Origin of the sequence: Phocaeicola faecicola (assembly GCF_013618865.1) — a bacterium.
Lineage (GTDB): Bacteria > Bacteroidota > Bacteroidia > Bacteroidales > Bacteroidaceae > Phocaeicola > Phocaeicola faecicola.
Map to the genome: position 1 here is coordinate 79,964 of NZ_JABSOE010000007.1, position 14,460 is coordinate 94,423.

Consider the following 14,460-nt stretch of genomic DNA (forward strand, 5'->3'; position numbering starts at 1 on the left):
AAAAGCGGGGTATTACTCGCTTTCATGCTGTTTTTAACTTATTTTTGCAACTTGTCATTAACTAAAAAACGAAAGGTTGGATATTTTATGGAAAAAAAAGATTTGAAACCGGCCATCCTGTTCCGGTATTTTGAAGAAATCTGTCAGGTACCCCGTCCTTCGAAAAAGGAGGAGAAGATCCGGGCTTATCTGGTGAATTTTGCGGAAACAAGAGGACTTGAGTATAAGGTGGATGAGGCAGGAAACGTATTGATTGTAAAACCTGCGACTCCGGGCAAGGAGCATTTGAAGACAGTGATTCTGCAGTCGCATATGGATATGGTCTGCGAAAAGAATAAGGATACGGAACACGATTTTGAGAAGGATCCGATTCAGACGTATGTCGACGGAGAATGGCTCAAGGCAAAGGGTACTACGCTGGGTGCCGACAATGGTATCGGTATGGCGGCCGAACTGGCGGTGCTGGCTTCGGACGATGTGGAGCACGGACCTTTGCAGTGTCTGTTTACGGTGGATGAGGAAACGGGCTTGACAGGTGCGTTTGCACTGAAAGAAGGTTTCATGGATGGAGATATCCTGATTAATCTGGATTCGGAAGACGACGGAGAACTCTTTATCGGTTGTGCCGGAGGTGCGGGAACTACTGCGGTATATCCTTGTCCGATGGTAGCGGCTCCAGAAGGTTATTTCTTTTTCCGTGTGGCAGTGAAGGGGCTGACCGGCGGTCACTCGGGAGATGACATCAATAAGAACCGTGCGAATGCGAACAAGTTGCTGAACCGTTACCTGATGCGTCTCTTGAATCGGGGCGACCTGCGTTTGTGTGAGATTGACGGCGGTAACCTGCACAATGCCATTCCGCGTGAGGCGTATGCCGTATGTGCGGTGCCGATGTCTGAAAAAGAGGCTGTGCGCGTGGAACTGAATGTGTTCCAGGCAGAGCTGGAGAATGAGTATGCGGTGACAGAGCCCAACTTGCTGCTGGAACTGGAGTCTGAGACGGCACGTGCGGAGGTGATGGAACTGGAAGCGATGAAGCGTTTCCTGCATTCTATCTATGCGGTGCATCACGGGGTATATGCGATGAGTCAGGATATTCCGGGATTGGTGGAGACTTCTTCCAACCTGGCTTCCATCAAGCAGCGTGACGGTAAGATTGTGGTAGGTACCAGTCAGCGCAGCTCCATCCTGTCTTCGCGTAAGGACATGTCACAGATGGTTCGTTCGGCCTTCATTCTGGGTGGAGCGGAAGTGACTACGGGTGACGGATATCCGGGCTGGAAACCGAATCCGGATTCTGCCATCCTGAAGGTGGCTGCCGAAAGCTATGAACGCCTGTTCGGAGAGAAACCGAAGGTAAAGGCCATCCATGCGGGACTCGAATGCGGATTGTTCCTTGAAAAGTATCCGTCGCTGGATATGGTTTCTTTCGGACCGACACTGCGCGGGGTACACTCTCCGGATGAGCGGATGCTGATTCCAACTGTCGATAAGTTCTGGAAGCATCTGCTGGATGTACTGGCACATATTCCTGCCCAGGCATGAGCCGCTGGCGGATCACGATATTGCTAGGAATTTGGGTTTGTTGCGCTTGCCGGGAAGGGGTGGCGCAACAAACCTTTCGTGTAATGGAGTATAACGTAGAAAACTTGTTTGACTGTCGTCATGATTCGCTCAAGCACGACGGGGAGTTCTTGCCCGGAGGGGTAAGAGGATGGAATTATCACCGCTTCCAGCATAAGTTGAATGCCATTGCGAAGGTGATACTGGCGGCTTCTGCCGGTCAGGTGCCCGATGTGGTGGGACTGTGTGAGGTGGAGAATGACTATTGCCTGGAGAGGCTTGTGAAACATTCTCCGTTGCGGGAAGCAAAGTATCGGTACGTCATGACCCGGTCGGAGGACGCGAGGGGGATTGATGTGGCGGTGCTGTATCAGCCGCATACTTTCAGACTGATTACGTCGCAGTCTGTGCGGATTCCGCTGAATAAGGAAATCGGCAACCGGCCGACGCGCGACATCCTGCATGTGTCCGGAAAGGTGGTATCGGGGGATACGCTGGACATTCTGATGTGTCATATGCCTTCCCGGGCAGGAGGAAAGCAGCAGAGTGAGCCGTACCGGCTGTGGGCTGCAGAATGCCTGAAGCGGGTGACGGATTCGTTGTCTACGGTGCGTGCCTGTCCTTATCTTGTCATCATGGGTGATTTTAATGATTATCCGTCCGACCGCTCTATCCGGGAGGTGCTGGGAGCTGTACGTCCTGGCTCGTCTGTTTCTCCCGATGCGCTGTATAACCTGATGGACGGCAGGCCTCGGGGAACGTACCGGCATCGGGGAGAGTGGGGCGTGTTGGACCAGTTGATTGTGAGCGGTACCTTGTTGGAGGGTAAGCGTAATCTCCATACTTCCTACGAGCAGGCCGGTATACTGGAGTTTCCTTTCTTGCTTCAGCCGGATGAAACCTATGGGGGAATGAAGCCCTTCCGGACGTACCGGGGAATGAGGTATCAGGGAGGGTACAGTGATCATCTGCCGGTGTTCATGGATATCACTTTGCCGGATTTCTGATGTGTTTCCGGGTTTCAATAAATATCTCTGAGTCTCACGATGTTTCTTGCCGGTTTTCTGAAAACCGGCTTTCTTGCCTGTAGTTTCCTTTCTTGTATTTCGGTATGTATTCTCTGTAAAAACTTGTAGTACAGGTATTTCGTATTTCTTTTTTGCCTGTGTTCCGAAGCCGTCTTCCCATTATTCCCAGGCATTTTCTTTGTTAAATAATATAAAATTATAGTACCTTGTAATGCAAGGTATTTATATAATGCATATATTTGTGCCATACAAATAACATGACAGATGAATGTAGACAATGTAAAATCACAAATGCGCAAGGGGATGCTTGAATATTGCATTCTGTTGTTGCTTCACAGGGAGCCGTCTTATGCTTCGGACATCATACTGAATCTGAAGGAGGCAAGGCTGATTGTGGTAGAGGGAACACTTTACCCGTTGTTGACCCGTTTGAAAAACGATGACTTGTTGTCTTATGAGTGGGTGGAATCGACACAGGGACCTCCCCGCAAGTATTATCGGCTGACAGAGAAGGGAGAGGCATTTCTGGCGGAACTGGAGTTGGCCTGGGATGAACTCTCGGATACGGTAAATCATTTAAGAACGAAACTATTAATTGTAAAATCACATGAAGAAAACACTGACTGTTAACTTGGGAGGAACGGTTTATCACATAGATGAGGATGCTTATAAACTGCTGGATAATTACCTGAACGATTTGAGATGTCATTTCGGCAAGAGCACGGATGCGGAGGAAATCGTGCAGGACATGGAAACCCGGATTGCGGAACTGTTTAATGAATATATCAAGGACGGACGTCAGGTGATTACGCTGCACGAAGTGGAGGAGGTCATCGCGCGGATGGGTAATCCGGAAGAGTTGAACGACGGTATGGGAGAAGAGTATACTGCCGAGAATAAAGGGAGCGAAACTGTTACCGAGAAGAAGATACACCGTCTGTTCCGAAATCCGGACGACCGTATCCTGGGAGGTGTGCTTTCCGGACTCTCTTCGTATTTGGGTTGGGACGTGACCTGGCTCCGTATCGGAGTGCTGGTTGTCGGATTTTTTGTACATGCCCTGATTCTGTTTTATCTGATTGCATGGATCATCATTCCGCTGGCACGCACGGCTACGGAGAAGTTGCAGATGAGGGGAGAGGCCATCAATGTAGAGAATATCGGACGTACGGTGACCGATGGCTTTGAGAAAGTCAATGAATATGTACATTCCGAGGAGTCACGTTCGGTGCTTCACCGTATCGGAAGTGGAATTGTGGCAGTAGCCGGTTTTGTCATTAAGGTGTGCCTGGTAATTCTGGCTATTGTCTGTGCGCCGGCCTTGCTGATCTGTCTGGTGGTTCTGGGAGCTTTCCTGATGGTGGCAAGCGGACTGATTACTGCCATTCCGGCCATTTTTTACCATATTCAGCCTGAAATCGACTGGTCACTGGTGACGGCTAATCCGTGGGCGGCAACCGGTTTCTCCATCTGCGGACTGTTGGCGGTAGGTATTCCGGTTGTCGGTTTGCTGCAGCTGGTGATGCAGAGCTTCAAAGTATGGACTCCGATGTCGACTACTACCAAGGTGGTACTGATCATGCTCTGGCTATTGTCGATTGTAATCGGCTTCTGCCTGTTCCTGGTAATACCGTTTGCTTATTATTGGTAACTTTTTCATTGTAATATTTTAGTGGGTGTCCGGGCCTTTGCGGTCCGGGCACTTTTATTTTTTATTGAGGTTAATCTTTTTCTGAGGCGGATTTTGCACAGACTTTGGCTCCTTGAACCAAATAAAATCATTATATTTGCGGAAAGAAGTATAAACTTTTAAGTAACTATGACTAAAAAAATACTTTTGCTGGGTTCCGGCGAGTTAGGTAAAGAATTCACGATTGCTGCACAGCGTCTCGGACAGTATGTAATCGCATGTGATTCTTATGAAAAAGCTCCGGCCATGCAGGTGGCGGATGCTTGTGAAGTATTCAATATGCTTGATGGCGATGCGTTGGATCACGTAGTTGAAAAATACCATCCGGATATCATCGTTCCGGAAATCGAAGCTATCCGCACGGAGCGTCTGTATCATTTGGAAAAGGAAGGCATTCAGGTTGTACCGAGTGCTCGTGCCGTAAATTATACAATGAACCGTAAGGCCATCCGTGATTTGGCTGCCAAGGAATTGGGCTTGAAGACTGCCAAGTATTTTTATGCGACTTCATTTGAAGAACTGAAGGAAGCTGCGGAGAAAATCGGATATCCGTGTGTAATCAAGCCGCTGATGTCTTCATCAGGAAAAGGCCAGTCGGTTGCGAACGGTCCGGAAGACCTGGAATATTCATGGAGCTACGGTTGCGAAGGCAGTCGCGGAGACATCAAGGAACTGATTGTAGAGGAATTTATCAAGTTCGACAGCGAAATTACCCTGCTGACCGTTACTCAGAAGAACGGTCCGACACTGTTCTGCCCGCCGATCGGTCATGTACAGAAGGGAGGCGATTACCGTGAGAGCTTCCAGCCTGCACGGATTGCTCCGGAACATCTGGCTGAGGCACAGCGGATGGCTGCGAAGGTGACAGAGACTTTGACCGGAGCCGGCTTGTGGGGAGTTGAGTTCTTCCTGAGCCACGAGAATGGAGTCTATTTCTCTGAACTTTCTCCTCGTCCTCATGATACAGGTATGGTAACTTTGGCCAATACGCAGAACCTGAACGAGTTTGAACTTCATCTGTATGCAGTGCTGGGATTGCCGATTCCGGGTATCACACAGGAACATATCGGAGTAAGTGCCGTAGTGCTGTCACCGATTGCCAGCAAGGCTGCTCCTCAATATCGTGGACTGGAAGAGGTTTGCTCACAGCCTAATACATACCTTCGTATCTTTGGAAAACCATTTACGAAACTGAACCGTCGTATGGGTGTGGTAGTCTGCTACGACAAGAATGACGGTGACCTCGAGGCTTTGCGTGAGAAATGCAAGGCTCTGGCTGCGAAGGTAGAAGTGTATTGATATAGGAAAATAATTCCAAATATTTTTGAAGGTGTATGGAACTCTTTTAAAGAGAGGGTCATACACCTTTCTTATTGTTCTTTCTTATTGCTTTTCCTTTATTGCTCTTCTTTTATTGTTTTCCTTTTATAGTTTGGTTACCTCTTCGTCCGTTTGGCTTGTCTGGAGGTATGATGAGCGTAGAGCGCATCTCCATAAGAGGGGATATGCTGCACGCCGATGACACCTTTTTCTCTACGGAAAGGCAATAAAAATCCCCTTATTTCATTCCTTTCCTAGGGAAAGGACAGAAATAAGGGGAAAAGAGAATGGATTTGATGATTAGCAAAGTTTGCGTGAACCGTCACTGATTACCACGTCGTAAACCTTCGGGCTGCGACCGAATTTTTCAGTGAAGCGTTCCTTGGCAGTAGTAACGAATGTTTCATACAGTTCGTTCTTTACCAGGTTGATGGTACATCCGCCGAATCCACCGCCCATTACGCGTGAACCGGTTACACCACAGTCGAATGCAACGTCGTTCAGGAAGTCGAGCTCTTCGCAGCTTACTTCGTACAGCTTGCTCATACCATAGTGTGTCTCGTACATCTTCTGTCCTACAGTTTCATAGTCACCGCGTTCCAATGCATCGCAGACATCCAATACACGCTGGATTTCTTCGATTACATATTCAGCACGTTTGTAGTCTTCTTCGCTGACATGCTCTTTTACTTCATTCAGCATATCCATGTTGCAGTCGCGCAGGAATTCTACTTCCGGATGATTCTTCTTGATGGCAGCCACTACGTTTTCGCAGCTCTGACGGCGTTTGTTGTATGCAGAAGAAGCCAGTTCATGTTTAACTACTGAGTCAATCAGCACCAGACGGTAGCCTTCCGGATTGAATGGGAAGTACTGATATTCCAGTGAACGGCAGTCCAGACGGATCAGGTGTCCTTCTTTTCCGAATACAGAAGCAAACTGGTCCATGATACCGCAATTTACACCGCAATAGTTGTGTTCTGTAGCCTGACCCACCTTAGCCAGTTCGAATTTATCGATTTTGTTGTCTCCGAACAAGTCGTTCAACGCATATGCATAAGTCGACTCCAGTGCAGCAGAAGAAGACATACCTGCTCCCAGGGGAACATCACCTGCAAAAGCAGTATTAAAGCCTTTTACATCTACTCCTCGCTTGATCATTTCACGGCAAACACCAAAGATATATCTTGCCCAGCTGGCTTTTGGAGCGTCTTCCTCGTTCAGACCAAATTCTACATAGTCTTTCAGGTCGATAGAATACGCGCATACCTTGTTGGTTCCGTTGGGTTTGATTTCTGCAATCATGCCTTTGTCTACAGCTCCCGGGAATACGAATCCGCCGTTGTAGTCGGTGTGTTCTCCGATCAGGTTAATACGTCCTGGTGATGCATATACAGATCCGGTTGTGCCATCGAAATGTTTGATGAAGCGGCTTCTTACATACTCTATATTCATAATGGTAAAAGTTTAAAAGGTTAATTTATGAGATATAAAATAAGATCCATACCAGCCTTGCTGACAAGTATGGATCTTACGGATTATTATTCTACAGGAATATCTTTATTTACATTCTTGCAACCGATCAGTGCGTAGTACAAGATGTAGGCAACAGCTGCAAGGATTACCCAGTAGCTTGCCATGTAGCTGCTGGTTACGTCGGCTACAGCACCCTGGATCAACGGAAGGATACCACCACCGCAAACCATTACCATGAAGATACCGGATGCCATGGCTGTATATTTTCCAAGTCCTTCTACTGCCAAGTTGAAGATACCTCCCCACATGATGGAAGTACACAGACCGCAGAGGATGAAGAACATGACTCCAACAGGTACGGTACACATACCGAAGCTGATGTCTGATTTGAATACCGGCATGGAGATAGTTACGTCAGTAGGAGCGAACATACCGATCAGTACGAAGATGATGGCTGTGCTGGCTACTACAGTCAACTGTGTCTTACTAGAGAACTTAGCACCCAGTGCACCACCGCAGAGACGTCCGATCATCATCAGGAACCAGTATGTACCTACGATTGAACCTGCCATTGCAGTGTTCATACCCAATCCCTGTGCACCTTCAGCAGTAGTAGAAGTAGTCAGGAACAGGTTGATGAAGTTAGGAATACCTACTTCGATACCTACATATACGAAGATTGCGATAGTACCCAGCAGGAAGTGACGGAATGACATCGGGCTGTGTTCGTCTTTTACCTGATGCTGAGCAGCAGTTTCTTTATGAGGTTCAGGAATTTCCATAACTGCCAGTACGATGAATACCACGGCGAAGATACCCATTGCGATGAACATGGCAGGGTTAGCGTCGCTGATGCGTGTATTCTGGCTGATAGTACCGATCAGATAACCTCCCAATACCGGAACGATGGTAGCAGAGATAGAGTTCAGGGCACCACCGAACTGGATCAGCTGGTTTCCAGTCTTGCCACCGCCACCCAGTGTGTTCAGCAGCGGGTTAACTACCGCATTCAGCATACACATAGAGAAACCAGAAATGAAGGCACCTGTCAGGTAAACCCAGAAAGCTGTCAGTTCTCCCGGCTGATAGCTGATCTGTCCGGAACAAACCTGGATACCTACTCCGATGAATCCTACGGCAACGGCTGCCAGGGCAGTCTTCTTATATCCGATTCTTTTCAGCATGATACCTGCCGGCAATCCCATGAACGCATATGCAATGAAGTTGGCAGCGTTACCCAACTGAGTCATCCAGTTGGCAGCCTGGAATTGCTCCTTTACAATTAACCCCAACGGGTTGGTAAGTCCTGTAACGAACGAAATCATAGCAAAAAGAGCAAACATCATTGCTATGGGCAAAAAGTAATTTTTCTTTTGAGTTGACATGATTTTAATTTAAGATTAAATGTGATTAATATGATTACTATTTATTTTTCTACGCTGAATTTGTAGACGGTAGTCTGATGATACTCGTTGCCCGGAGTCAGAACCGCTGACGGGAAATGTCCTTTGTTCGGAGTATCGGGGAAATGCTGTGCCTCGAAGCAGATGGCACTTCTGGCTGGGAAGGTAGCTCCGTGCCATCCGGCGAATCCGCTGTGCCAGTTGGCAGTATATACTTGTACTCCCGGCTCGGTAGTAAAGACATCCAGTACACGTCCGCTTTCAGGCTCGATGCAACGCGCAGCGAAGGTCAGACTGCCTTGTTCCCGTTTGTTCAATACATAGCAATGGTCGTATCCGGCTCCGTAAACCAGCTGCTGGAACGGTTCGTCGATCCGGCTGCCCACGGTATGCGGGGTACGGAAATCCATCGGAGTGCCTTCTACCTTCAGGATTTCTCCGGTAGGGATAGACACTTCGTCCATCGGAGTATAGAAATCGGCATTGATGGTTACGATGTTGTTGAGGACGGTAGGAGTCGGATTGGCCAGTCCCGCCAGACTGAAGAACGCATGGTGCGTCAGATTGACGATGGTCGTCTGGTCGGTAGTAGCCTTGTACGTCAGTACCAGTTCATTGTCGTCTGTCCACTGATAGCATACATGAACGTCCAGGTTGCCCGGGAAACCTTCTTCACCGTCGGCCGACAAGTAGTGCAGATTCAGTGTCTGCGGGTCGGGCTGTTCCGCATCCCATACGCGTGTATGGAAACCTGTAGGGCCTCCGTGAAGAGAGTTGGGGCCATTATTGATAGTCAGATTATATTCTTTTCCGTCGAGAGTGAAATTGCCTTTAGCGATACGGTTGCCATATCGTCCGACCAAAGTGCTCAGGAAAGGTTCCGGGCTGTTGATTACATGATCGATTGAATCATGTCCCTGCACCACATTGGCAAAGTTGCCGTTCTTGTCCGGAACCATGACAGCCAGTACCGCTCCTCCGTAGTTGGTTACGGCTACTTCAGCACCGTGGCAGTTGGTCAGAATGAACAGGTCTGTTTTTTTTCCTTCCACTTCTGTTTGGAAGTCAGCTCTTTTCAAGCCGCTGATATTGTTTTCATGGTAAAATGTGTTATTCATAATGCTCGAATAAAATCTTTTCATTTGTGTTTAAACTGTGCAAATAAAAAGATTTTATTCTACATACCCAAACAAATCCTTGTTTTTTATTTATGCTCCCGGCAGATTTGTCAGCAAGTCTGCTACAATAAAACTGCTGCCTCCTATGAATATGAAGTCTTCCGGTGATGCATTTTTTTTCGCTTCTTCCCAGGCCGACATGACATCGGGATAAGATTCGCCTTTCAGACCGTATCCGTTCCCGAGTTCCTTTATTTTTTCGGCCGGAAGGGCTCTTTTTACACTGGCCTGTGTGAAATAGTAGACGGCGTCCTCGGGAAGCATTTTCAATACCCCGCTGATGTCCTTGTCGTTCACCATGCCGATGACGATGTGCAGTTGGCGGTACGTCTGATGCTTCAGTTGTTCTACGATGTACTGTATGCCTCCTACGTTATGTCCCGTATCACAGAACGTACGGGGATTGTCCGACAACTTTTGCCAGCGTCCCTGCAGTCCGGTCAGGCTACATACGTGTGCAAATCCGTTCCGGATGTCCTTCTCCTCAATCTGATAGCCCGAAGCTTGGAGGCACCTCAAGGCTGAGAGCAGCGTATTGGTATTCTTGACCTGATACCATCCGCCCAGTTCTCCCTGTATCTTTCCGAACACTTCGGTATCGTATGCAAAGCCTCCTGTGGGCAGGGGAGTGGCTGTTTTCAGCAGCTGCTCGTCTTCGGCGAACACAATAGGGGCATTCACCCTCTCTGCCTGCTCCTGAAATACGGGGCGGGTTTCCTCATTCGTCTCGCCGATGACCACAGGCACTCCGGCTTTGATGATTCCTGCTTTCTCATGGGCGATTTTTCCCAACGTGTTTCCCAGGAATTGTACGTGGTCGAAACTGATGTTGGTGATGATGCTCAAGTCGGGATGTATGATATTGGTGCAGTCCAGTCTGCCGCCCAATCCCACTTCAATCACAGCCACGTCTACCTTCTGGGCTGCAAAATACGTAAAAGCCATAGCGGTAGTCAGTTCGAAGAAAGAAGGATGAAGGGGTTCGAAGAAAGCCCGGTGCTTCTCTACGAAGTCGATGACGTATTGCTGTTCTACCGGTGTCCCATTCACCCGTATGCGTTCCCTAAAGTCGGCCAGATGAGGCGATGTGTACAGGCCTACCCGATATCCTGCCGACTGCAGGATGGCAGCCAGCGTATGCGAGCAAGATCCCTTGCCGTTGGTTCCGGCGATATGAATACTTTTGAATTGAGTGTGCGGATGATTGAAATAGGCATCGAGGGCCTCAGTGTTGTCCAGTCCTTCCTTGTAAGCCTCTTTCCCGATGTGCTGGAACAAAGGCGCGCTGTTGAACAAGTAGGTAATAGTCTCTTGATAGTTCATTGTTTTTGCAAGATTTAAAAACGGTGCAAAGATAGTGAAATTCATCCGTAACGGGTGATTTTAGGAAGAATAATATGAGCAGATGGATGTTCAGGAAGATACGGTGGGAAATCTTTATATATAATGCTTACAAGTAAAAAGCCCGGTCATCTCAAAATGACCGGGCCCGTTAAAAGCATCAGACAATATTATTAATTTACACAGATATTGGCAGTTTCCCATTTATATGTATCAGAACATCTGACATTCAATACCTGATTGCCTACCTGCACACGGAAATCTCCCTTTTCAAGTATCCACTTTCCGTCAGCACCTACAAAAGCAAGATCACTGCCTTTTATAGTCAGAGTGACAGTTTGGGTTTCACCCGGCTGTAAATCTACTTTCTTAAATGCGCGCAGTCTGCGGTTCTCAGGTGTGAGCGATGCGACCAGATCGCTGCTGAACAGCATTACAACTTCTTTACCTGTAACCTTTCCGGTATTTGTCACGTCTATGGTAAATTCCAGTTTATCATCTGCTGTAAAAGTATCTTTGTTCACACGCAGATTCTTGTAGTCGAAGGTGGTGTAACTCAAGCCGTAACCGAATGGCCATTGAACAGAAATAACCGCATCATAATCGTACGCACCTTCCATCTTATCCATTTCCTCACTTACACGATAATCGTATGTCGTAAGTTCGGCTTGGTTTCTTGGATACGTATATGGCATCCTGGCACTTGGATTGGCATCACCGGCAAGGATATTGGCCAATGCATCTCCACCATAATTACCCGGCAACAAGATATTTATTATACCGTCCGCCAAAGGTTCAATGTCACTTATAATACGCGGCCGACCGCCATTGATTACAAGAATCATAGGCTTGCCTGTCGTAGCAAGAGCTTTAACAAGGTTACGCTGGTTCTCAGAGATAGCAAGGTCTGCCAGATTTCCTGGAGTCTCGCAATATGAATTCTCACCTATACATGCAATGATGACATCTGCATTCTTCGCAGCAGCTACAGCCTTTTCTATTTCAGGAGTATTTTCTTCATAATATGTACCTTCGGCCATGTATGTGACACCCTGTTCAAGAGTTACCATATCGGCGCCGAACTTGTTGCTCACCGCTTCATAGATAGTATTGTACTTACCTGCAAAACGGTCGGCAAGGTGTCCTTGCCAGGTATAGCTCCATCCACCGTTAAGGCATCTCATGGAGTTTGCATTAGGACCGGTCACAAGAATTTTCTTGCCTTTTGACAAGGGCAATATGTGGTTCTTGTTTTTCAGCAACACCTCCGATTCTTCGGCTGCTTTAAGTGCGATAGCGGCATGTTCCTTGCTGCCGAATTTAGGATAATCCTTATAGTCGGTATTCGGCTTCTCAAAAAGTCCCAAACGGTATTTCAGGCGGAGAATACGGCGTACGGCATCATCGATACGGCTCATAGGCACCCTGCCTTCTTCCACCAGCTCCTTCAGCAATGTACAGAAATTAAGGTCGTAAGGCTCCATGGCCATATCGATACCCGCATTGATGGCAATTTCAATAGCTCCCTTTTTGTCGGCTGCTATTTTTTCACGAGTATACAGGTTATTGATATCCGCCCAGTCGGTAATCAGCATTCCGTCCCATTCCATATCTTCTTTAAGCCATTCTGTGAGTAACTGCCTGTTGGCATGCACAGGCACCCCATTAATAGAGGCACTGTTCACCATTATTGTCAGTGCACCGGTTTCGACACAAGCCTTGAACGGAGCAAAGCATTTTTCCCTCAGTTCAGATTCTGAAATATATGCCGGAGTACGGTCCTTGCCAGTACGGGACATGCTGTAACCGAGGTAATGTTTGACAGAAGCTGCAACCCGGTCTTCAGAAATATGATTAGGATCATCTCCTTGAAAACCACGAACAGCCTCGCTGCCCATTATGGCATTGACCAGACAATCCTCCCCATAGTTTTCCCAAACGCGCGACCAGCGAGGATCTCTTGCCATATCTACCGTCGGTGAATAAGTCCAGGGACAGTTGCTTGCCCGTGTCTCGTAGGCGGTTATGACAGCCGACTCGTATGTGAGTTCAGGATTAAAGGATGCCCCAAGGTTGATATTCTGCGGGAAAAGTGTTCCGTCAAGAGTATAAGTGGTTCCATGATTCTGGTCCAAGCCGTAAATACAAGGAATACCTATTTCCTTCATGGATATTTCCTGAATATAACCGATGATTTCTTTCCATTTTTCACGGCTTTGAGCAACCGGTCCCGGAGCATTCAACACTGATCCTACCTTGTACTTTCCGATTGCATTTTTTACTTTTTCCTTATCCAGCTTGAACTCTCTGTCCACCACATTGCCAAGAACATCTATTGACAGTTCTGTCATCTGTCCGACCTTTTCATCCAACGTCATTCCCGCCAAAGTAGCCTCTACCTTCTTCTCTATTTCTGTATCTTTCGTCAAAGTGACAGGGGTTGAGGCTGTCTCAAAATACTTTGAGATGGCCTTTTTTGTGTCTGCAAAAAAAATCGGGCAAGCCCTAACTTCACTAAGTCAGAACTTGCCCGTTTCCCTAATTTTTTGTATCTTAGGGAATCAAACTAAGATATCCCAAAGATAATGTTTAAAAATTACACATCCAACGATAATCTGCTTTTACCTCCGTGTTTAGGCGATTTTATTCCCCAGAACGATCCGGTCCGGGTTGTTCACCGTATCATTGAACAGATAAACCTCGAAGAACTTTATCGCAGGTATTCTCCTAAAGGCTGTTCTGCATACCACCCACGCATGATGCTTCAGATTCTTGTCTATGCTTATCTGCGTAATATCTATTCCAGCCGTCGCATCGAAGAGTTCTGTCGTAATGATATACGCTTCATGTGGCTTACCGGCAACGTTACTCCTGACCATAATACCATCAACCGTTTCCGCAGCAGCCGTCTGAAGGATGTACTGAAGACAGTTTTCGCCACTATTGTAAAGTTCCTCGTGTCAGAAGGTTTTGTAAGTCTTGATGTAGCATTTACCGACGGAACGAAAATGGAGGCTAACGCCAACCGTTATACATTTGTCTGGGGCAAGTCCATACATACCCGTATATCCAGAATAGCTGAACAGCTTGAGGAGATATGGCAGTATGCCGAATCCGTCACCAAGCAGGAACTGCGTGATTCAGCTCCCCTTACATATCAGGATATCACCCCGGAGAAAGTTGAAAAGGCACTCTCTCAGATAGACGATGCCCTGAAAGGAGTGGATGCTGACAAGAAAGTGAAAGCGAAGGTAAGGCGTGTAAGGAAGTCATGGCCTGAACAGCTCAAAAAATATGAATCGCAGGGAAAGAAACTTGACGGACGCAACAGCTACTCAAAGACAGACAATGACGCCACTTTCATGCGCATGAAGGAGGACCATATGAAGAACGGACAGCTCAAACCCGGATATAATCCTCAGATAAGTACCAATAAACAGTTTATCCTGAACTATACCATC

The 14,460-nt window shown here is 47.4% G+C and carries 11 protein-coding genes; 6 read left to right on the forward strand and 5 right to left on the reverse strand.

Annotated features, from left to right (window positions below; translation table 11 throughout):
- Nucleotides 1–87: 87 nt before the first annotated feature.
- From H3001_RS03625 to purT, 5 genes are all read left to right on the forward strand, one after another.
- The gene (locus H3001_RS03625; RefSeq protein ID WP_178244958.1) at nucleotides 88–1,545 is read left to right on the forward strand and encodes an aminoacyl-histidine dipeptidase; all 1,458 of its coding nucleotides are present in this window, start codon (nucleotides 88–90) and stop codon (nucleotides 1,543–1,545) included.
- Nucleotides 1,542–2,570, forward strand: coding sequence for an endonuclease/exonuclease/phosphatase family protein (locus H3001_RS03630; RefSeq protein ID WP_181214096.1), 1,029 nt, complete (start codon nucleotides 1,542–1,544; stop codon nucleotides 2,568–2,570). The genes H3001_RS03625 and H3001_RS03630 overlap by 4 nt, the downstream gene beginning before the upstream one ends.
- Nucleotides 2,571–2,855: 285 nt before the next feature.
- On the forward strand, nucleotides 2,856–3,221 hold the full coding sequence (locus H3001_RS03635) for a PadR family transcriptional regulator (RefSeq protein WP_178244954.1): 366 nt from the start codon (nucleotides 2,856–2,858) through the stop codon (nucleotides 3,219–3,221).
- Nucleotides 3,199–4,242 carry a PspC domain-containing protein gene (locus H3001_RS03640; protein WP_181214097.1) on the forward strand — a complete coding sequence of 348 codons (1,044 nt, stop codon included), beginning with the start codon at nucleotides 3,199–3,201 and terminating at the stop codon, nucleotides 4,240–4,242. The genes H3001_RS03635 and H3001_RS03640 overlap by 23 nt, the downstream gene beginning before the upstream one ends.
- Nucleotides 4,243–4,410: 168 nt before the next feature.
- A complete protein-coding gene (purT, locus tag H3001_RS03645) occupies nucleotides 4,411–5,580 on the forward strand; it encodes a formate-dependent phosphoribosylglycinamide formyltransferase (protein WP_181214098.1) in 1,170 nt (389 codons plus the stop codon).
- Between the two features lie 321 nt (nucleotides 5,581–5,901).
- Here purT and galK read toward each other — a convergent pair whose 3' ends face one another.
- From galK to H3001_RS03670, 5 genes are all read right to left on the reverse strand, one after another.
- Nucleotides 5,902–7,056 (reverse strand): galactokinase, encoded by a 1,155-nt coding sequence (gene galK / locus H3001_RS03650; RefSeq protein ID WP_181214099.1) that lies wholly within the window; start codon nucleotides 7,054–7,056, stop codon nucleotides 5,902–5,904.
- Between the two features lie 86 nt (nucleotides 7,057–7,142).
- On the reverse strand, nucleotides 7,143–8,462 hold the full coding sequence (locus H3001_RS03655; protein ID WP_178244599.1) for an MFS transporter: 1,320 nt from the start codon (nucleotides 8,460–8,462) through the stop codon (nucleotides 7,143–7,145).
- A 41-nt stretch (nucleotides 8,463–8,503) separates the two neighbouring features.
- Nucleotides 8,504–9,598: an aldose epimerase family protein gene (locus H3001_RS03660; protein WP_181214100.1), complete on the reverse strand. Its 1,095-nt coding sequence runs from the start codon at nucleotides 9,596–9,598 to the stop codon at nucleotides 8,504–8,506.
- 90 nt (nucleotides 9,599–9,688) lie between these two features.
- A complete protein-coding gene (locus tag H3001_RS03665; RefSeq protein WP_181214101.1) occupies nucleotides 9,689–10,981 on the reverse strand; it encodes a bifunctional folylpolyglutamate synthase/dihydrofolate synthase in 1,293 nt (430 codons plus the stop codon).
- Between the two features lie 191 nt (nucleotides 10,982–11,172).
- Nucleotides 11,173–13,467: a glycoside hydrolase family 3 N-terminal domain-containing protein gene (locus H3001_RS03670; RefSeq protein ID WP_394367788.1), complete on the reverse strand. Its 2,295-nt coding sequence runs from the start codon at nucleotides 13,465–13,467 to the stop codon at nucleotides 11,173–11,175.
- Between the two features lie 117 nt (nucleotides 13,468–13,584).
- On the opposite strand from H3001_RS03670, the gene H3001_RS03675 reads away from it, so the two are divergent.
- Nucleotides 13,585–14,460: transposase (locus tag H3001_RS03675; protein WP_181214102.1), on the forward strand; the 876-nt coding region annotated here is incomplete at its 3' end.